At 70.1% G+C, this 20,417-nt stretch carries 14 protein-coding genes; 2 read left to right on the top strand and 12 right to left on the bottom strand.

The window, feature by feature from the left end; all coding sequences use genetic code 11:
* Positions 1-17: 17 nt before the first annotated feature.
* The 7 genes from ACFVXA_RS01975 to ACFVXA_RS01945 form a co-directional block, all read right to left on the bottom strand.
* Positions 18-1,274 carry an SGNH/GDSL hydrolase family protein gene (locus ACFVXA_RS01975; protein WP_390023469.1) on the bottom strand — a complete coding sequence of 419 codons (1,257 nt, stop codon included), beginning with the start codon at positions 1,272-1,274 and terminating at the stop codon, positions 18-20.
* The gene (locus ACFVXA_RS01970) at positions 1,271-3,688 is read right to left on the bottom strand and encodes a glycoside hydrolase N-terminal domain-containing protein (RefSeq protein WP_390023467.1); all 2,418 of its coding nucleotides are present in this window, start codon (positions 3,686-3,688) and stop codon (positions 1,271-1,273) included. The genes ACFVXA_RS01975 and ACFVXA_RS01970 overlap by 4 nt, the downstream gene beginning before the upstream one ends.
* A 204-nt stretch (positions 3,689-3,892) precedes the next feature.
* Positions 3,893-5,740 (bottom strand): carbohydrate-binding protein, encoded by a 1,848-nt coding sequence (locus ACFVXA_RS01965; protein WP_362019689.1) that lies wholly within the window; start codon positions 5,738-5,740, stop codon positions 3,893-3,895.
* A 121-nt stretch (positions 5,741-5,861) separates the two neighbouring features.
* Positions 5,862-6,782 carry a carbohydrate ABC transporter permease gene (locus ACFVXA_RS01960; protein WP_362019686.1) on the bottom strand — a complete coding sequence of 307 codons (921 nt, stop codon included), beginning with the start codon at positions 6,780-6,782 and terminating at the stop codon, positions 5,862-5,864.
* Positions 6,779-7,702 carry a sugar ABC transporter permease gene (locus tag ACFVXA_RS01955; protein WP_362019683.1) on the bottom strand — a complete coding sequence of 308 codons (924 nt, stop codon included), beginning with the start codon at positions 7,700-7,702 and terminating at the stop codon, positions 6,779-6,781. The genes ACFVXA_RS01960 and ACFVXA_RS01955 overlap by 4 nt, the downstream gene beginning before the upstream one ends.
* 26 nt (positions 7,703-7,728) lie before the next feature.
* On the bottom strand, positions 7,729-9,042 hold the full coding sequence (locus ACFVXA_RS01950; protein WP_383746943.1) for an ABC transporter substrate-binding protein: 1,314 nt from the start codon (positions 9,040-9,042) through the stop codon (positions 7,729-7,731).
* Positions 9,043-9,060: 18 nt separating this feature from the next.
* A complete protein-coding gene (locus ACFVXA_RS01945; RefSeq protein WP_389932941.1) occupies positions 9,061-10,239 on the bottom strand; it encodes an ROK family protein in 1,179 nt (392 codons plus the stop codon).
* Positions 10,240-10,423: 184 nt separating this feature from the next.
* Here ACFVXA_RS01945 and ACFVXA_RS01940 point away from each other — a divergent pair, with 184 nt between their 5' ends.
* Positions 10,424-12,532, top strand: coding sequence for an alpha-galactosidase (locus ACFVXA_RS01940; RefSeq protein WP_390023465.1), 2,109 nt, complete (start codon positions 10,424-10,426; stop codon positions 12,530-12,532).
* Between the two features lie 135 nt (positions 12,533-12,667).
* Here ACFVXA_RS01940 and ACFVXA_RS01935 read toward each other — a convergent pair whose 3' ends face one another.
* From ACFVXA_RS01935 to ACFVXA_RS01915, 5 genes are all read right to left on the bottom strand, one after another.
* Positions 12,668-13,303 carry a hypothetical protein gene (locus tag ACFVXA_RS01935; protein WP_390023463.1) on the bottom strand — a complete coding sequence of 212 codons (636 nt, stop codon included), beginning with the start codon at positions 13,301-13,303 and terminating at the stop codon, positions 12,668-12,670.
* Positions 13,304-13,460: 157 nt separating this feature from the next.
* On the bottom strand, positions 13,461-14,408 hold the full coding sequence (locus tag ACFVXA_RS01930; protein ID WP_390023461.1) for a hypothetical protein: 948 nt from the start codon (positions 14,406-14,408) through the stop codon (positions 13,461-13,463).
* Positions 14,409-14,563: 155 nt separating this feature from the next.
* Complete coding sequence (locus ACFVXA_RS01925) at positions 14,564-16,399, bottom strand: GMC family oxidoreductase N-terminal domain-containing protein (protein WP_390023459.1); 1,836 nt, start codon at positions 16,397-16,399, stop codon at positions 14,564-14,566.
* Positions 16,396-17,880 carry a hypothetical protein gene (locus tag ACFVXA_RS01920; protein WP_390023457.1) on the bottom strand — a complete coding sequence of 495 codons (1,485 nt, stop codon included), beginning with the start codon at positions 17,878-17,880 and terminating at the stop codon, positions 16,396-16,398. Before ACFVXA_RS01920 ends, ACFVXA_RS01925 begins: the two co-directional genes overlap by 4 nt.
* Positions 17,877-18,563, bottom strand: coding sequence for a FadR/GntR family transcriptional regulator (locus ACFVXA_RS01915; protein ID WP_390023455.1), 687 nt, complete (start codon positions 18,561-18,563; stop codon positions 17,877-17,879). The genes ACFVXA_RS01920 and ACFVXA_RS01915 overlap by 4 nt, the downstream gene beginning before the upstream one ends.
* 415 nt (positions 18,564-18,978) lie before the next feature.
* Between ACFVXA_RS01915 and ACFVXA_RS01910 the strand changes: the two genes are divergently transcribed.
* The gene (locus tag ACFVXA_RS01910; protein ID WP_383903403.1) at positions 18,979-20,175 is read left to right on the top strand and encodes a glycoside hydrolase family 64 protein; all 1,197 of its coding nucleotides are present in this window, start codon (positions 18,979-18,981) and stop codon (positions 20,173-20,175) included.
* Positions 20,176-20,417 lie beyond the last annotated feature (242 nt).

Here is a 20,417-nt window from a genome sequence, read left to right as displayed (position 1 = left end):
CCGCCCGGAGCCCGTCGTCAACAGGACGTCAGGCTCCGGAGGTCCACCGCGTCGGCCATCGCCTGCATCCCCTTGTCGTTGGGGTGCAGGTGGTCGCCGCCGTCGAAGAACGGCAGGATCAGCTGCGGGTCGTACGGATTGCGGGTGATCTTGTCGAAATCCGTCACGGCGTCGAGCGCACCGCTGTTCCTGATCCAGTCGTTGACACCTTGGCGTACGGCCTCGGCGGCGGCGTCGTACTCGTACCACCCCTTGAAGGGCATCACGGTCGCGCCGACGACGCACTTGCCCGCCGCGTGGGCCTGGTCGATGATCTCCTGATACCCGGCGATCATGTCGTCCACCGTGACGCCGGAGTGGGCCTTGATGTCATTGATGCCTTCGAAGAGGAAGACCGTGCGGACCCCCGGCTGGGAGAGGACATCACGCTGGAGTCTGTTCAGCGCGGCCTGCCCTGCCCCGTCCGCGAGCACCTTGTTGCCCGAGATCCCCTCGTTCGCCACGCCCTTCACGGTGAGGCCGGACGCGGCCTGGAGTCGCCGGGACAGGTAGTCGGGCCAGCGGCGGTTCTCGTCCGTGGTCGAGGCCCATCCGTCGGTGATGGAGTCACCGAGGGTCACCACCGAGCCGACCGTCGCGGACGTCTCCACGTCGACGGCGTCCAGCCAGTACCAGGAGCCCATCGGATCGGTCCAGCCGGCCGCGCCCTCCTCGGCGGCGTGGTCGCCCGCGGTGGCGTAGTTGGTCTGCATCGCCATGCCGTGACCGGTCGTCGGTCCCTGGGCACCCGTCACGTACAGGCTGATGACCAGGTTGCTCTGGGCGGCCAGCTTTCCGGGCAGCGGATCGCTGAGGACGGTCTTGCCGGCCGGGACGGTGACGGACGCGGCCCCGCCGAAGGACAGCCGGCGGTTGGAGCCGTGGACCAGTTCCGCACCCTGCTTCTGCAAGCCGGCGTACGCGCTGGCGAAGGTCACCGGGTGGTCGCCGAAGGCGTTGGACAGCCGGATCCGCATGTCGGTGCCACCGACGCTGGTGCGCACGATCAGCCGGTAGCTGCGATCGGCGGGGCCGGCGCCCTGCCGGTCGGCGCTGGCGCCCCAGGTGACCACGGAGTGCTTGGCCTGCGACACGGCGGCCGGCGTCACCGGCGTATCGGCCGAGACCCGCGGCTGTGCCTGCGCCGCCGCCGAGGCCGTCAGGGGCCCGCAGATCGCCATGAGCAGAGCCGATACGACGCCCACCGCACGGCGGCGGAACCGGGCGGCGCTCATCCGAGGCCCCGCAGCGTGACGGACGCGCCGGGCTTGAGGCTGACCTTGCGCGAGGCGCCGCCCGCCACGACGGTCGTGTCCCGGCCGCCGACGCTCGTCAGCGTCACCCGGGTGACCTTGCCGTTCTTCCAGCTGAGGTCGGCGACGAAGCCGCCGCGGACGCCCACGCCGGACACCGATCCGGACGCCGCCCAGGCGGCGGGCAGTGCGGGGAGCAGCTCGATGTGTCCGGGCCGCGAGTAGACCAGCGTCTCGACGATCGCGGCGGGGGTGCCGAAGTTCGCGTCGATCTGGAAGATGCCGCGGCCCGTCTCCACCTCGTAGATGTCGAAGAGGTTCATCGCGCTGCCGTTGCTGCCGTTGGACGACGGCTTCAGGTTGTTGACGATCAGCTGGTAGGCCTTCTCCGCGTTCTTCAGCCTCGCCCAGCACAGGCTGCGCCAGGCGTTGGCCCAGCCGAAGCTGTTCATGCCGCGCGCGGTGAGCAGGGCGGTCGCGCCGTCGACGATGTCCTTCGGCGTGGAGCCGTCCGGCCGGATCCGGTCGCCGGGGAAGAGCCCGAACAGCGGGGAGAGGTGCCGGTGGGTGGTCTCGCCGAGGTTGTCGGGCGACATCCACTCCTCCAGCCAGCCGGTCTTGGGGCTGACCACGGGCAGGTAGAGGCGCTCCCGCAGACCGCCGACGGTCTTGCTGTAGGCGGCGTCCTTGGCGAGCAGCTGGGTCGCGGTGCGGTAGTTGCCGAAGAGGTTCCACACCAGTTCCTGGGCGTACGTGATGCCCTTGGCGTCGAGCGGTCCCTGCTCGGGCGACCAGTCGCTGTCGGCGATCAGGACCTCACGTTCGGCCCCGGACGCGTCGGTGACCGTCGTCGTGATCAGGCGGGCCTCCCAGAACTCCACGGCGCCCTTGAGGAGCGGGTAGATCTTCTTCAGGTGGGCGCGGTCCTGGGTGTACTCGTAGTGCTCGAACAGGCTCTGGCAGAGCCAGGCGTTGCCGGCCGGGTGCCACCACCAGCCGCCTCCGCCATAGGGGTTGGTGGAGATGGCCACGGTCCAGCCGGCGATCTTGCCGCTGGAGTTGCGGTACCGGTTGGTGGAGTCGTTGAACAGCCGCTGGGTGACGTCCGTCCAGTCGGGCAGCTGTGCGAGGCAGTAGTCCGTGAAGGCGTCGAAGCAGTCGGACAGGCCCGCCCGGTCCGCCATCCAGTAGTTCATCTGGATGTTGATGTCGGTGTGGTAGTCCGCCATCCAGTCCGGGTCGTTGCCGTCCAGCCAGGGGCCCTGGAGTCCCATCGGCAGGCTGCCCCGGGATCCGGAGATCATGAGATAGCGGCCGAACTGCAGGTAGGCGGCCTCGAGTTCGGGGTCGGGGATGTCGTCGCGGTGGCGCGCCCGCAGCCGCTCCCAGGTGTCCAGCTCACGCTGTGCGGCGGACGAAGTACCGAGGTTGATGTCCAGCTGTCCGAACACGGCCCGGAAGTCGGCGACATGCGTGTGGAGCAGAGTGCTCGCGGAGTGTCCGGCCGCGTTCAGGACCTTGGTCCTGGCGAGGCGCTCCGGGTTCAGAGCGGGGTCGCGGAACTTCGCTGCCGCGTCGGGCGCGTAGTTGGTGCCGCCGCTGACGACGACGGTGAGGTCCTTGCAGCCACTGAAGGAGATCGACGTACCGTCGACGCGGACCCTGCCCGTGCTGCTGTACGCGGTGACGGCGGCGCCGTACTTCAGGCCGTTGGCGAAGGAGGCACCGAACGACGCGTACCGTCCCGCGCTGTTGGCGGTGGTGGACTCTCCGTGGGTGCCGGCGAGGGAGACGGTGCCGGTGTAGGAGCCGCCGCCCTGCTGGGAGAAGGACAGGACGATGGCGTCGTCGGGGCGGCTGGCGAAGATCTGCCGCCGGTAGGTGACGCCGGAGATGTCGTACGAGGTGCTGATCAGGCCCTGGGCCAGGTCGAGGATGCGACGGTAGTTGTCGACGTTGCCCAGGTCGTGGTCGGGGATCGCGACGGTGAGCTTCGCCAGCAGGGTCAGCGAGCCGAAGTCGTCGCGACCGTAAGGGAATTGGCCGTCGCTCTGCAGCTTGTCGTTGAGTCCGCCGGTCCACAGCGTGGCGTCGGTGATCATCAGGAGCTCGCTGGAGGGGTCGTTGCTCGCGAGCGCGCCGAGGCGCCCGTTCCCGACCGGCAGCCCCTGTTCGATCATCGACTTGGCGGAGCCGGGAGCCTGCCACCACAGCTGGTTCTTCGCGGCGTCGGCCGCGGACAGCAGGGGCGACTCGGTGGGGCGCAGGGGGGCCGCCGAGGCCGTGAAGGCGGGCAGGCCACCGAGTGCGGTGGCCGCACCCGCGGCGGCGGCGAGAGCGAGGAAGCCTCTGCGGCTGGGGGTGTTGTCGCGTGGTTCGGTGTGCTGGATGTCCACGGTGGTGCACTCCAAATCCGGGGAGCGGCTCGTGCGGGGACGACGGCTGCTGACCGTCGGGAGGGGGCCATGAGGCCGGTCCCCGCGGGGCCCGGGTCGTGTCACCGGGCCCCGCGGGAGGCAGGTCGGACGGGCTGCGGAACGCAAACCGTCCGAGGAACTCGGACGGACCACGGAACCCGGGACCGCCCGCGGAACTCGGCGTCAGACGGTCTGCGGAACGACGATCCTGTCGATGTCGGGCGCGTATCCGCTGCCGCTGTCGAAGGTGATCGTGTTGGAGCCCGCCTTCAGCGCCAGCTGGACGCTGACCGTCTCGGCCGTGCTCCAGTCGCCCGTGGAGGGGAACTTCTCGCTGGTGCCGTTGCCGCTGTTGGAGAAGACGGTCACCGAGCGGGAGTCGCCGCTGACGTAGGCGACCTTGACGGTGTAGATGCCGTCCTTCTTCACCGTGACGTCGTTGAACCGCAGCTTGCCGCCGGTGTAGAGGTTGCCGACCTTCTTGCCGCCGGAGCAGGCGTCGCAGCCGGCGACGGAGGCGTTGCCCGACAGGGTGTTGGCGGCGGCCTCGGCCTCGTAGCTGGTGGTCGTCAGGGTGCCGCCGCCGGGCTTGACGGTGAACAGCCGCGAGCCGTGTGCGGGCAGCGCCTCGGTGATCTTGTTCTTGTGGGTCCCGAGGTTCGCCTTGTTCCACAGGTCGCGCACGGCGGCGTCGCCGGTGAAGCCGAGGGAGGCCCAGCCGGCGGTGACGGAGGCCGGTGAGTCGGCGAGGTTGAACAGGGCGACGGTGTAGCTGCCGTCGGCGTTCTTGGTGCCCCAGACCTGCTGGTCGCCGACCGGGGTGACCGGACGCGCCACGGGCGAGTCGTTCTGGTCGACGGCGATGACTTCCTTGTTGGTCAGCAGGGAGACGCCGTAGCTGTCCAGCTTGGTGATGTCGTCACCGGTGAACAGGGGCGACTTGTTGATGGCCCACAGGGTCATGTAGCTCTGCCGCTCGGCCTTGGTGAGGCCGTCCATCTCGCCGTTGCCGACATCGATGGCGTCGAGGTCGTTCCAGCCGCCCGGGCCTGCCTTGCGGCTCCACGCCGGGGCGTCGTCCCAGCGGTCGTTGACCGAGTTCTCCCAGGTGACCAGGGTGTTGCAGTAGCACTCGACGTCGGTGTCGATGCGCCAGCCGTTGGAGTACTTCTTCCAGTCGGCGGCGTGGCCGATGTCGAGCGACCAGGAGAGTTCGAGGTGGATCTGACGCCCGGTCGCGGCGATGGCCTTCTGCCAGGCGGCGACGTCGGGGACGTTGTTGTAGTTGTCACCGGACTTGAACGATCCCGGGCCCACACCGTCCAGCTTGAGGAAGTCGTAGCCCCAGTCGGCGAACTGCTGCGCCTGCGAGTCGATGTACTTCTGCGCGCAGGACTTGTCGAAGTCGATCTTGTAGGCGTTGTCCCAGCCGTTGGTGGTGCGCAGGTCCGAGTAGACGATGTCGGCGGTGGTACAGCCGGGGGCGTTCCAGATCGGCGTCTTGCCGTCGCCGTACGCCCCCTTCTCCAGGCCGACGGGCAGGTAGATGCCGGCCTTCAGCCCCTTGGAGTGGATGTGGTCGGCGACCGACTTCATGCCGTGGGGGAAGCGGCCCGGGTCGGGCGTCTGCCGGCCGTACTGGTCGAAGCCGGTCTTCCAGGTCTTGTCCATCCACCAGCCGGCGTCGATGTTGACGTGGTCGTAGCCGTACTTCTTCAGCTTGGCGGCGAGCGCGTCCGTCTGCTTCAGGACGTTCGCCTCGGTGAGGTAGCTGTAGTCGCCGTCCGGGTTGAGGCCCGGGTACTTCGACGACTGCATGCTCCAACTCGACCAGCCCATGTACGGCTTGGCGGCCGCGGCGGCGGTCGTGGCGGTGTCGGCCTGCACGGCAGCGGAGTTGGTCCCGGCCTGGGCGGCCGGGACGGCCGTCGCGACGCCCGCGGTGAGGGCGAGGACGAGGACGGCTCTTATGGAACGACGGCCGGAGCGCTGGGCGGCTCCGGGCATGGCGACGTACGAGGATGACCGCATGGGTCGGACCTCCTGGGACGGTGTCAGCGGGGGCGGTGAAGGCGGGGCGGCTCGGGGCCCCAGCGTGCTCGCGGCTCGGGTGGGCGCCTTCCTGCGGCTCAGGTCGGCGCGTTCAGACGGCTCAGCCCTTGCCCGAGCCGATGGTGAGTCCGCTGATGAACTGGCGCTGGAGCGCAAAGTACACCAGCAGTGTGGGGATCGCGGTCATCAGTGCACCGGCCGCGATGAGGTTGGGATTGGTGAAGTACGCGCCCTGGAGGTTGGCCAGGGCGGAGGTGATGGGGCGCTTGTCGCCGGACTCGATCAGCGCGAGCGGCCAGAAGAAGTCGTTGTAGATCCAGATCGATTCGAGCGTCGCCAGGGCCGCGAATGCCGGGCGGCACAGCGGCAGGATGATCTGGAAGAACTGCCTCCACACGGGGGCGCCGTCCACGAGTGCCGCCTCGGAGATCTCCTTCGGGATCGTCTTCATGTAGTTGCTGAGGACGAAGGTGCAGAACCCGGACTGGTAGGCGATGTGGATCGCGATGATGCCCCAGGCCGAGTTGTAGAGCAGGAGCGAGTCGCTCATCCACTGCGGCAGCGGGATGAGGAGGTAGAGCCGGTACAGGGGGGTGATGAGGACCTGCGCCGGGAGCAGGTTGCCCGCGGTGAAGAGCATCAGCAGGACGATGTTCCAGCGGAAGTCGAAGCGGGAGACGAAGAAGGCGACCGCCGCCGAGAACAGCAGGGTGCACAGGACCGAAGGGACCGTGATGAGGACGGAGTTCCAGAAGAAGTGCGGCATCCCGGACTGGTTCCAGGCGTCCGTGAAGTTGCCGAGGCTCAGGCTGTGCGGCCAGGAGAGATAGCCGTGCTTCGCCGTGTCCGAATAGGGACGCAGCGAGGTGTACATGGCCCACAGGAGCGGGACGAGCCAGAGCAGGGAGATACCCGCCAGCATCAGGTGGCGACCGGTCTGGCGACGGGGCCGATTGGCGCTCCTCGGCTGCTCGGGCCGGGGCTTCGTCCCGGAGCCCGGCCGGGTCATGGTCGTGGTCACTGGTCCTCCTTCCGGAAGTTCTGGACGAGGAAGGTCCCGATGGCGGCGAGGGAGACCACGAGCAGGACGACCGCGAGGGCGGACCCGTAGCCGATGTGACTGGACTCGCCGATGATGTTGTCGGTGATGAGCAGCGACAGCAGCTCCATGCCCGGTTTGCTGCCGACGCCGCCGCCGAGGACGTAGACGACGTCGAAGGACCGCAGGGACTCCATGACCGTGATGACCAGGATGATGACGTTGACCGGTTTCAGGGCCGGGAAGACGACCTTCAGGAAGGTCTGGCGTCCGTTGGCGCCGTCGAGCGCGGCGGCCTCCTTGAGTGCCGGGTCGAAGCCCTTCAGGCCGGCCAGGTAGAGGATCATGATGTAGCCGGTGTGCCGCCAGCTGGAGGCGACGAGTACGGCCCACAGGTTCAGGTCGGGGTTGCCGAGCCAGTCGATGTGGTGGCCCGAACCGGCCGCGTTCAGGATGCCGTTGAGAAGTCCGGTGTCCGGGTTGTAGATGATCTCCCAGATGAAGCCGACGACGGCCAGGGAGAGCACCATCGGCAGGAAGATCGCGGTCTGGTAGATCCTGGTGAAGCGGATCTTCCGGTCGAGCTGGTAGGCCAGGAAGATGCCGAACGGGGTGGGCAGCAGCGCCGTGAACAGCAGCCAGATCACGTTGTGCCGCACCGCGGGCCAGAACGGCGGGTAGTTGGTGAAGATCTCCTTGTAGTTGTCCAGGCCGATCCAGTGGATGTCGGACAGGTCGATGCCGTCCCACGTGGTGAAGGACAGTCCCAGTGAGGCCAGTGCGGGCAGCCAGACGAAGAAGAGCAGGGCGGCGAGCGGGATGCCGATGATGACGGTGAGGAAGATCCGGTCGCCTGGGCCGAGGCGGCGGGGTCGCTTGGGGGTGACGGGCGGGGAGGACACGGTGCGGGAGGCCTTTCCGGTTCGGGTCAGGCCGTGAAGAAGCGCGAGCGCTGGGACTCGATCTTCTTCAGCGTGCCGGCTCCGTCGTCGGGGTGGCCGAGCCACTCGGTCAGGCCGGGCAGGACGACGGTGGAGATGAAGCCCGGGTCGCTGTCGCGGTCCGCGAACTGGCTGATGTGCTTGGCGGAGGCGATGAGATCGGCGGACTTCTTCTGGAGTGCGTTGTACGAGTCCGTCTTGGCCTGCTCGTTGACGGCGAGGTTGCTCGGGTCGACGCCCATGTAGAGCTCTTCGGCCTGGGCTCCGCCGAGGAACTCCAGGAACTTCTTCGCGCCGCTGTCGTTCTTCGGGCTGCGGCTGAGCATGAAGCCGTCGGTGGGTGCCTCGACGGCGTCCTGGCCGTGGGCGGAGTCCACCTCGGGGAAGGGGAAGAAGTCGATGTCGGCGCGTATCTTCTCGTCGGTGATCTGCTGCCCGAGGAAGAGGCCGATGACGGCCATGCCGGACTTCTTGTCGAGCAGGGACTGGGCGGCGTCCTGCCAGGAGCGGCCGGCGGCGCCCTGCTGGTAGTAGGCGGCGAGTTCGCGCCAGTGGTCGAGGAGGGCGACCGCGCGCTTGTCGGTCCAGGAGACCTGCCCGCGCATCAGCGACATGTGGAAGTCGTAGCCGTTGGTCCGCAGGTTGAGGTAGTCGAAGGCACCGAGGATGCTCCAGCTGTCGCCGCCGCCGTAGCCGGAGGCGATCGGGGAGAGACCGTCCTTCTTCATCTGCTTGGCGAGCGCGAGGAACTCGCTCCACTTCTGGGGGACTTGGTAGCCGCGCTCCTTGAAGAGGCTCTTGCGGTAGAAGACCGCCCACGGGTAGTTGTACAACGGGACGAAGTAGTACTTGCCGTCCGCGCCGCGGGAGAGCTGCTTGGTGGCGTCGCTGAAGCCGGCACCGATCTTGTCCCACACGTCGTCCAGCGGGCTGGCGAGCTTCTTCTTGGCGAAGTACTGCATGCGGTAGCCCGCGAACCAGGTGAAGACGTCGTCCGGGGTGCCCTGCAGATAGGTGGAGATGCTCTTCTGGAAGGTGTCGTGATCGACGGTGTTCGTCTTCACCTTCAGCCCGCTGTCCTTGGCGAACGCGTCGGTCACGGCGGCGTAGGCCTTCTTCGGCGTGGCGTCGGCGCCGTTGGATCCGAAGGTCACCGTCTTCGGGTCGGCGCCCGCCCCGCTGCCGCAGGCGCTCAGGAGGGGCGCCCCCAGTGCGGCCGCACCGAGTCCGAACAGCCCACCGACCACTCTGCGCCGACCCGGGCCACGCGCAGCCAGGTGATGGCGGCTCTGCTGCGTCATCGTTACTCCTCGTGCGTGCTAGTACGTGTCTGATCTGATGAAGGACTGGATCGCGGTGGCCGCGGCCCCGCGCGCCCACTCCTCGAAGGGGAGCGGGCGGGTCTGTAGGTCGCATCGCGCGGCCGACCCGAAGGCGGCCGCGGCGAACGCGTCGCGGATCTGCTCGGCGAACAGGTCGTAGGCGGCCAGACCCTCACCGGAGATGATCACCCGCTCGGGGCCGAGCAGGTTGGCCACGGTCGCGATGCCGCGCCCGATCGCCGCCCCCGCCCGCGCGTACACCTCCCGCGCTCCGGGGTCGCCGTCGTGGGCCAGGTCCAGGGCCGCGGCGGCGTCGGCCACTTGGACGCCGGTCACCTCCCGGACCCTGCCGACGATCGCCGAGTCCGCGGCGATCGCCTCGACACAGCCGCGGTTGCCGCAGTGGCAGAGCGGACCTGCCGGGTCGATGGCGACATGCCCGATCTCGCCGGCCACGCCGTGCGCCCCCGACACGACCTGGCCGTGCACCACCAGGCCGCAGCCGATGCCGGCGCCGACGGTCACCACCGCGAAGTCGGACAAACCCACTCCGGCGCCGAACCACTGCTCGGCGACGGTGAGCGCCCGGACGTCGTTGTCGACGGTGACCGGCAACCCGGTGGTCATCGCGGCCAGTTCGGCGAGCGGGACATCGCGCCATTCCAGGAACGGCGAGTAGCGCACCACTCCGGCCGCGCGGTCCACGTCACCGGACACCGCGATGCCCAGTCCCTGGACCCGCACTCCGAAGCCGTCGGCCTCGGCCCGCAGCTCCTGGACCAGGGAAGCGGTCGAGGCCAGCACCACTTTGGGGTCGCGGGTGGTGAGCGGCACATGCCGGGCGACCCTGATCCGGCAGCACAGGTCCGTGAGCACGGCGATCAGTTCGTCGCCCGTCATCTTGACGCCGATGAACAGCGCCCTGCCTCCGTCGACCCGCACCGGGTTGGCCGGCCGTCCCAGGGACGTCTGCCGCGCGTCCTCGTCGACGTCCTCCAGGAGGTAACCGGCCTCGATCAGGGGCCGGACCGCCTTGGTGACCGCCGCCGCGGACAGCCGCGTCCGGCCGGATATCTCCGACCGGGTGAGCGGACCGTGCGACAGCACGGTGGTGAAGATCTGCGAGGCTGCCGGTGTGTGGGCCGGGAACGCCTCGGTGGGAGAGGTCGAGCGCATGGCCGGAACCTAAGTCCCTTATTTTCTGCTGTCAATGAAAGAAGCAGGATTATCTTGAGGATGCTGTCTGATGGGCATGCAACCTGCAAATGGCAGATACACGCGAAGTGTTGACATGTGATCGAAGGTCGGGGTTGGCTTTCGAGCATCTCGTGGCACTACCGGAACGTGAGGATCCCTGTCGATGATCTCCTTCGCCCCGGACACCGGGGTCTGGCTGCTGGCCACACCGCACACGTCGTACGCGCTGCGCGTCGACGAGACCGGCGCGCCCTGCCACCTCGCTTGGGGCCCGCGCCTCACGCTCGCGGAAGCCGAGGAACTCGTCGTGCCCCGGCCCGCCTCGACCAGCAGCTTCGAGGGAAGACCCCCCGTCGGGGAGGAACTTCCCGTGGACGGCGGGACGCGCTACGGACCGCCGTCACTGCAAGTCCGGTTCGCGGACGGATCCCGCGCCTTCGAGTGGCAGCCGACCGGCCATCGCGTCCACGAAGGCGAGCTGGAACTGGCCTTCCGCGACCGCCGCTACCCCCTGCATGTGGCGCTCCACTACCGTGTACGCGACGACACGGACGTCATCGAACGCTGGACCGTCGTCCGCAACGCCGGCGACGAGCCGGTCACCCTGCTGCGCGCCGACTCGGCCGCCTGGGCCCTGCCCCCGCTGCCGGAGTACCGGCTCAGCCATGTCACCGGACAGTGGTCCGCCGAGACCCAGCTCCGCCGAGACCAACTCCCTTACGGAGAGCTGGTGTTGACGAGCCGTCGCGGTGTCACCAGCCATCACGCGAACCCCTGGGTGATGCTGGACGCAGGCGAGGCGACGGAGGAGCACGGACGGGTGTGGAGCGCCGCCCTCGCGTGGAGCGGAAGCTGGCGGATCACCGCGCAGCGCACTCCGGACGGGCGGGCCGGATTCACCGGAGGCGTGGGCCACGACGGTACGAGCGTGCCGCTCGCCCCGGGCGAGGAGTTCACCACTCCCCCGTTCGCGGGCCTCTTCAGCGAGGGCGGCTTCGGCGCGGCCAGCCGTGCCTGGCACGCCTACACGCTCGCCCATGTCCTGCCGCATCCGGGCGAGGTCGCGCCGGTGCTCTACAACTCCTGGGAGGCGACGGGCTTCGACGTCGACGAGGTCGGCCAGAAGGCGCTCGCCGAACGGGCCGCGGAGCTCGGGGTCGAGCTGTACGTCGTCGACGACGGCTGGTTCGGGGCGCGCCGCAGCGACCGGGCGGGACTCGGCGACTGGACCCCCGCCCCCGACCGCTTCCCCGAAGGGCTGGCACCGCTGGTCCAGGCCGTGCACCGACTCGGAATGGCCTTCGGCCTGTGGGTGGAGCCGGAGATGGTGAACCCGGACAGCGACCTCTACCGCCGGCACCCGGACTGGGTCCTGCACTTCCCGGGCCGTCCCCGCTCCGAGCTGCGCAACCAGCTCGTCCTCAACTTCGCCCGCCGGGACGTCGCGGACTGGGCCTACGGCTGGCTGACCGGGCTGGTCGGCGAGTACGGCATCGACTTCCTCAAGTGGGACATGAACCGGGCGTTCAGCGAGGCCGGCTGGCCCGGCCGGCAGGACGGCGCCGACCGCCTCGGACCCCAGTACGTGCGCAATCTCTACGACGTCATCGACCGTCTGCGCGCCGACCACCCGGCGCTGCGGATCGAGTCGTGCAGCGGCGGGGGCGGCCGGGTCGACCTGGGCATCCTGTCCCGTACGGACCAGGCGTGGGCGTCGGACAACACCGATGCCGCCGACCGGATGGGGATCCAGCACGGCTATGGCCAGGTCTATCCGGCGCGCACCATGGGCTCGTGGGTCACGGACGTACCGAACCAGCTCACCGGCCGTACGGTCCCGCTCCGCTTCCGATTCCATGTGTCGATGGCCGGAGCGCTCGGCATCGGGGGCGACCTCACCCGCTGGTCCGAGGAGGAACTGCGGGAGGGCGCCGACCTGGTGGCCGAGTACAAGAAAGTACGCCATCTCGTGCAGCACGGCAGGCTGGACCGCCTGTCGCCGCCGTCCGCGGACACCGGTTCCGTGGTGCAGTACACGGCTCCGGACGCCTCGGAGACCCTGCTGCTCGCCTACCGGCGCGTCGGCCGCCACGGCGCCCCGGTCCTGCCCGTCCGCCTGCGCGGCCTGACCTCCGGGGCCCGCTACCGTGACGCCCGCACCGGGGCCGTGCACCACGCCACCGTGCTCGGCGCGTACGGACTCCACCCGGACCTGCCGCCGGGCGACTGGTCCAGCACGGCGGTCCACCTGGTGCGTGAGCCGGAGGCCTGACCAGGAGACCGGGGAGAGCTCCCCGAGGTTTCGCAGTCAGCGGTCAGCGGTCGATGGACGGGACCGGCGGTTCCTCGTCGCCGCGCGGCTGGGCGATGAGGTGCCGGACCCGCCGCTCGACGAGCGCGAAGAGCCCTAGTACCGCTGCGCCTTGGTCAGCCGAGGCGTCAGCTGGGTTCCGGCGGGCTGCCTGCTGATGGCGATGGGCTGGGCCCGCTTCCCCGGGTCGAGGTTCTCCGCGCCCACGTACCTGGTCTCCACGACCTTCTCGTGGGAGTCCAGGAAGTCGATCTGCACGGCGTAGGAGGCCTTCTGAGCGGTCTTGTTGGTGATGGTGACGACCACGGCGAGCAGCCCGCCTGTCTCCGCCTTCGGCAGCCCGGTCATCGAGACCTCCGACCGGGCGTTGCCGCCGCCCTGCACGTCCTTCAGCTCCTTCTCCGCCGCCGCGGCTGCCCGTGCCGTGTCGGCGGAGACCGACGCCTCGAACGCCGACGCGGCGGCCGAGGCGGAGGAGGCCGCCGCCGACGCCGAGGCGCGGGCGGAGTCGATGATGGACGAGGCGGCCGAGGACAGCGCGGACGGCGCCGTACCGGTGAAGTTGGACGCGTTCGGCGCGGTCGGACGCGCGCTGGCGGAGACACCGCCGCCGGCGTTGTTGTCCGAGGTGCACGAGACGAGCAGTGAGCCGCAGGCACAGGTGGCCAGGAGGGAGGCGATCCGGCGCGATCGACGCGCGCGGACCTGGCCGTCGGGGATACGTGTGCTCATGCGGACTCGTCCTCCTCCTGGCGTACCGGACTCCCTCATGCTCCGTGCCGGACTCGGCGTCCGCGAACGCACTGGCCCATTGGAGTAGCCCGGCCGCGGGGAACAAGGGAACAGCGGTTGGCCCTGGAAGTGCCCGTTGGCTCTTCCCCTCGTGTGGTCAGCCGGTCAGGGGCCGCCACCGGTCTGCCTGCGCGGGGTCGATACTGCTGAGCCAGACCAGCGTCCCACCGATCAGGCCGGGCTTGTCCCGGGTGGCCAGGGCCGGGGCTTCGAGCATGTCGGCAGCCTCTTCCAGGTAGGTGACCAGCGTGTCGAGTACGTCGCCGGGGCCTTCGTTGTAGCGGGACCACCGGCCCAAGTAGCCGGTCGCGGCGTCCAGGTACAGGCCCGAGGTGCTGTCGGCCGGGCCCAAGGCGACAACCGGAATCCGGGTTGCCTTCCACACGGTGATCCGGTCGTGCTCGGGGCGGCGGGCGTTGAGGGCGTCCTCGTGGGCCTGGGCGTCCATCTTCAGCCGGTAGGCGGCGGCCACGGCGTCCAGGGTCATCAGAGCCCTATTGCCCGGAAGGCATCCCCAGCCATTGCTCCCGTCGTCGCCCGAGGTCAGCAGCCACAGGACGTGCAGCTCGACGGGTATCCGGATGCCGAGGTCGTCTTCCAGGGCGGCGATGGCGGCGGGGCAGGCGCCCGCGCGAAGTGCGGCGTAGGAGTCGGGGGCGTTGTGCTTCAACCAGCCGGTGATGCGCCGCCAGGCATCGGCGACCTGCCGTACGGTGACCGTGGCGGCGACGGGGTCGACAGGCCGGTCCTGCTCCTGCTCCTGCTCCTGCTCCTGAGCGTCCGTGGCGGGCTCGGTGGGGGGAGCCGCGCTCAGAAACCGGATCTCGATCCGGGCCGGCTCGCGGATGTAGCCGACGGACAGGTCGGGGCAGTCCTCGAACATGTCGCCGTCGACCGTCACGGTCAGGATGCCGGGCAGTCCCGAGGACCGGCCCATGTCAGGGTCGTCGGCCAGCCGACCGGCCAGGGCCTTCAGCGCGTAGGGGACGCCTCCTCCGAGCTGGGCGGCGATGTCGCGTACGTCCGGCTGGATTTCGACCTTCACAGCCTGGTGCTCCTTGCTGGTCGGATGGAGGGCGTTGACCCTCACACGGTAGGACGCCCGCCCTCACTCGCGGGCAGTCACTGCTCAGGGGCACTTGCGCCATGGAGTCGTGGCTGTACGCGCCCTGGTTGTGAGGTCGTGGTTCACCTACGGCATCAGCCCTCCCTTTCCAGCCAGGTCTCCGAGATCGCGAGGGCCGCCGCCATGATGCTCAGCTGCGGGTTGACCTGCGGGCAGCTGGGCAGGACCGAGCCGTCCGTGACGAGGACTCCCCGGGTGCCGCGGAGTCTGCCCTCGGGGTCGGCGGGGGCGCGCTGCGGATCGGCGCCCGCGGCGACCGTACCGGTCGGGTGGAACGCCGAGAGATGCAGGTTCCGCGCGGTGGCTCGGGCGAGCGATTCATCGAGTTCGTCGAGCGAGCGCGCACGGGGGGCGAAGGGGACGCCGGTGAGGATCTCCTCGGCGCCCGCCGCGAAGAGCAGCCGGCCCATGGCGCGTACGGCCGTCATCAGCCGGTGGCCGTCACGGGGATCCAGGTCGTAGCGGACGAGCGTGCGGTCGCGGCCCCTGACCCGGCCGGAAGGGCGGTCGGCGATCATGGCGCCGAGGGTCGCGAGATGGCCGGCGCCCTCCAGCTCGCGGCGCAGCTCACGCCCCAGACCGGGGAGGACGAAACTGCCCATGCCGGGCGGGCTCGCGGTCGCCTCGATGAGTACGCCGCGGTCGTGCAGTTCCTCGATCCCGGCGCTCTGCAGCACGCCCTGCCAGGCGGTGACCGGCTCGGCGAAGCGCCCCGCGACGCTGGTGGCCGGGTGCACGCTGAGGTTGCGGCCCAGGCACGGATGTCCGCCGAGGCCCGAGCGGCGTAGCAGCGGTGGTGTCTGGAGCGCTCCGGCAGCCGTCACGACGAGCGGGCCGAGGATCTCCAGTTCGCTGCCGTCCGGCCGCCGCGCCCGCACTCCGGCGGCGCGCGGCGCTCCGGGTCCGTCGTGGTCCACCAGGATGCGGCGGACCCGCGCGCCGGTGACGATCCGGGCTCCGGCGGCGCACGCGTCGGGCAGCACGGACAGCTGCACGCTCTGCTTGGCGCCGGTGGGGCAGCCGACCACGCACTGGCACGAGCCCTTGCAGCCGGGCGCGTTACGGCGCAGCGGACCGGCCCGCCAGCCGAGCCGCTCGGCGCCGGAGAGGGCCAGGAGGCCGTTGTTCCCGAGCACGTCGAGTGGCTGGGTCGCCACCCGGAGGGTGCGCTCGATCTCATCGAGCCGGGGCCCGAAGCGTTCGGCGAGATCGAACCCGTACGCACGGCTCCACCGGGCCAGCACCTGGTCGGGAGTGCGGTAACAGGTACCGGAGTTGACCACGGTGGTGCCGCCGACCGCGCGGCCGACCGGCAGCAGCAGCGGTGGGTTGCCCACGGCCACCGTGCCGCCGCCGTCCCGGTACAGCTCGGCGAAGCGGTCGAGGGGCGCCCGGCGTCCGAAGGAAGCCGTCGTGTGGTGTTCGCCCTCCTCCAGGACGACGACGCTCAGTCCGGCGCGCGCGAACGTCCGGGCGGCCACGGCACCGCCTGCGCCAGACCCCACGACCACCACGTCGGTGGTGGAGCGGGCCGGCCACTCCCGCGCCGGAGTGCAGTCGAGCGGCGGGTCCTCGGGCGCCGGTAGGGCGGGCGGCGCGGCCGGCATCCGCTCGGTGCCCGCCGCGAGCATCACGGGCACCTTGAGGAGGTCGAGCAGCGGCACGAGCCGGGGGCGTGCGGCCAGCGAACCGAGCAGGCTCTCGCGGGCGTCGGGATCGAGCGCGGCCAGTCGTCTGCCGGTACGCAGCACGGCGTACGTCTCCAGGGCCGCGACGGCGGTGTGCACTCCGGCCCGGGCGGGCCGGGGCAGTGCGGCGAGCACCGTGTCGAGCCGGTTCGGCACGCGGGCGGGCCAGTCCTCGTCGCCGGTGTCGGCGAGCAGCGCGGCGACGAGTCCCTCGGCGGTCACCGGTCGCCCGCCTCGGCGTGCGCGGTGCCGTCCAGGACCCAGGATGCCTCCGGGCGCCACCGGCCCCACCAGCGCTCCAGCACGACGCGGGCGTCGGCGGACTCGCTGTTGCGGCACACCGCGCGGGCGCCGTCCGGGTCGCGGTACTCCAGGGTGAGGGTCCGCTCGGCGGGCTGGTCGACCTCGACACGGATCCGGCGCAGCGCCGTCCGTCCGGTCACCGTCCACCCGGGCAGCCCGAATGCGGCCCGGAACCGTCCGACGCCCAGCCAGCCGACTGCCGACCGCTCCGCCCGCCGCGGCCAAATCCGGCCATCGCGGCACAGCCGCAGGAAGACCAGCGGAGGCAACCGGCGCAGCCCCGGCCGGGTGGACACGGCCGCGACGATCTCCAGGACGTCGCCGCCGCCCAGCTCCGCGTGCAGCCAGGTCCATCGGTGCGCGTTGCCGTGCCCGTAGATACGGGCCGAGGCGCCGATCGCGCCGCGCAGGGTCAAGGTGTGCTCCCCGTAGGAGAGTTCACCGTCGTACGTGGCGCGCGCGGCCGGGAGCATCTGGGCGGCGGGCAGCAGGGGCCGACGCCAGGACCAGCGGGGGAAGGTGAACAGGGCCGGTCCTTGGGGGCGTTCGGTGAGCTTCCAGTGGAAGTCACCGGCGCTGCCGCTCAGTTGCTTCGGGGTGGCCGTGACCTTGTCTCCCGCGAACCCGTCCGCGGGCCCGGTCCAGGGGACGGGCCCGAAGCGGGCGTGCCGCACCGCTCCCTCACGGGGAAACACCGCGACCCATCCGTGGGCGAACGGCTCGGATCCGTCTGCGGGCGCGGTGAGTTCGTGGTGCAGCCAGATACCGGTGCCGGTGGTCGGGTCGGTCAGCGTGGTGTACCAGACCTCGGTGCGGCCCGGTGCGCCGTCCCAGCGCGGCGCGAAGTGCGCGGCCCGCTCATCACGACGCGGGACGCGGGAGCCGGGGGCCGCGGCCGCCGGCACACGGCCGTCACGGCCGTCACGGCGCGGAAAGCGGAAGCCGAGGCCGACGACACGGCCCTCACGGCGCGGAAAGCGGAAGCCGAGGAGGAACGGTGCGAGGCCGGTCCCGAGCGGGAACCGCAGCACCCCTTCGCCGACCCGCGCGTCACCCTCGTACAGCGTGAAGGGCAGGACGGTCATCGACGTGACCGGGCGGCGCGCGGTGACGGACTTCCAGCCGTCCAGGGTGAGGCGGCGGCCGTCGCAGGTGAACCCCAGCTGATAGCGGATGCGCCGACGGGCGATCGGCGACACCTCCAACTCGCCGTCCGCGCAAGGGTCGTCGGCGCATCCGGCGATACGCACCCGGCCGGTCAGGTGCGCCCGGGTCGTGCGGTGCGGGCGCAGTATCCCGTCGGCCTCGGCGCGCAGATCGAGGCGGATGCGGCGCTCCGCCGACTCGGTGTCGAGACGGACGGTGCCGAGCATCGTCTCCGTGAACACGGTGCCCCTCATGCCAGGCCGTCCAGCATGATGCGCTCGGTGTCCCGCAGATAGGCGTCCGCCGCCGTGTACGCCCGCCTGGCGTCTGCGTCCACCACCGCCTCCACCACCGGCGCGAGCCGTTCATAGGCCGCGTGCGGGTCGGTGAAGGGCCCCTTGAGCAGGGAGCGGACGGGGAGGTAGGCGTTGAAGAGCGTGTTGGTCAGCAGGACGTAGACACGGTTGCCGGTGGCCCGGGCGAGGGCTCGGTGCACCTCGACATCGGCGAGCTGGACCGCGTCGGGGCCCTCTGCCTCCTGTACGGCTCGCAGCAGCGCGCGAAGCTCAGCGTGGTGTGTGCCGGTGGCTCGTGTCGCGGCCCGCTCGGCGATCAACGCGCCGATACCGCGCCGTACTTCGAAGATCTCGTGGACCCATTTCGCGTCGTGTCGCACGAGCATGGGCAGCAGATCCGCGCCGCCCAGACGCGTGTAGTCCCGCACCCGGGTGCCGACGCCGTGCCGGGTTTCCAGCAGGCCGGCCTGGACGAGTCGCCCGAAGGCGTGCTTGAGCGTGGTGCGGGTGACGCCGTAGCCGTCGGCGAGTCGGCGCTCCGGCGGCAGGTAACTTCCCGCTGGATGACGGCCGTTGAGTATGTCCGTGCGCAGCCGGTCTTCCAGGACGTCCACGATGGTCTCGCGGGGCAGTGCCTCCACGGTTCCCCTCCGGCGAGTGAATGAGTGGATGAGCGAACAAGCGGATGATGAGTGGATGAGTGGCTGAGCCACTGAACCAGTGAGGGCGCCCCATGGTCAACCCCTCACCAGGAAACGGCTGTTGACGGCCGCTTCAGCCGCCCACCACCGGGACCTTCCCGGCGTTCCTGCTCGCAGTCTCGCCGCTCGCGGTCTCGCCACTCGCGGCCTCCAGCAGCCGCCCTTCCTCCATTCCGCGCCCCCAGATGACCGGCCAGGAACCCCTGCGCTGTCGCCGCCCTGTGCGGGCCCGGCTGGAGACAACGGCACTTGGACCGGACCAACCTCGTTCATATCGTTGACATGTACGCCACCCGGCGGAATTCTGAGAGCGCTCTCAGGCCGCTCTCGGAGCACTACCGGACGGAGGAAGAGAATGCCCAGAAGGATCAGATGGCGGGCATGGGCGGTGGCGGCGGCCACCGTCACCGCGGCGCTGTTGACGTTCGGGGCGCCATCCCGGGCGGAAGCCGCCGTCCCGGCGACCATCCCGCTGAAGTTCACGAACAACTCCGGCCGCAGCGACCCGGTCTACATCTATGACCTCGGCACACTGCTGTCGACGGGCCAGCAGGGCTGGGCCGACGCGAACGGCACGTTCCACGCCTGGCCCGCCGGCGGCAATCCCCCGACTCCCGCGCCCGACGCCTCGATCGCGGGACCGGCCAACGGGCAGTCGAAGACGATCCGGCTCCCCAAGTTCTCCGGCCGCATCTATTTCTCGTACGGGCAGAAGCTCGACTTCCGGCTGACGACCGGCGGCCTGGTGCAGCCGGCCGTGCAGAATCCGAGCGACCCCAACCGCAACATCCTCTTCAACTGGTCCGAGTACACACTCAATGACTCCGGACTGTGGATCAACAGCACACAGGTCGACATGTTCTCGGCGCCGTACGCCGTCGGGGTCCAGCTGGCCGACGGCAGCACGAAGAACACCGGCCACCTCAAGGCGGGCGGCTACAACGGCTTCTTCAACGCCCTTCGGGGCCAGCCCGGCGGCTGGGCCAATCTGATCCAGACCCGGTCCGACGGCACCGTCCTGCGGGCCCTCGCCCCCGGCCACGGCATCGAGGCGGGCGCGCTGCCGAGCACCGTGATGGACGACTACGTCAACCGCGTGTGGCAGAAGTACAGTTCGTCGACGCTGACGGTGACGCCGTTCGCCGATCAGCCGAACACGAAGTACTACGGCCGGGTCTCCGGTGGCGTCATGAACTTCACCAACAGCGCCGGTGCGGTGGTCACCAGCTTCCAGAAGCCGGACTCCGACAGCATCTTCGGCTGCTACAAGCGGCTCGACGCGCCCAACGACCTGGTGCGCGGCCCCATTTCCCGGACCCTGTGCGCGGGCTTCAACCGCTCCACGCTCCTGGTCAATCCCAACCAGCCGGACACGAGCTCGGCGAACTTCTACCAGGACACGGTGACCAACCAGTACGCCCGCAAGATCCACGCGCAGATGGCCGACGGAAAGGCCTACGCGTTCGCCTTCGACGACGTCGGCAACTATGAGTCGCTCGTCCACGACGGCAATCCGCAACAGGCTTATGTGACGCTGGATCCGTTCAGCTGACGGGGGGACCAAGCGGCGGCCGGGCGAGCAGGAAGCCCGGCCGCCTCGGCGTGGACAGCCGTCACGGCGTGGACAGCCGTCACGGGATGCCCTTCGTCGTGGGGAGTACCTCCAAGTGGCTTGCGCACCAATGGAGTTGGAACCCCAGGCCGACACCTGGCCCGAAAGGCACAGTTCGCACCACACCCGACCATCCACGCATCTGGTCTAGACCCTTGACTGGCCTCGCTGCTGCCAGTTGA

Source organism: Streptomyces sp. NPDC058246 (genome assembly GCF_042881985.1).
Lineage (GTDB): Bacteria > Actinomycetota > Actinomycetes > Streptomycetales > Streptomycetaceae > Streptomyces.
The sequence above is the reverse complement of the archived record's forward strand: the minus strand, read 5'-3'. Positions and strand labels throughout refer to the sequence as shown.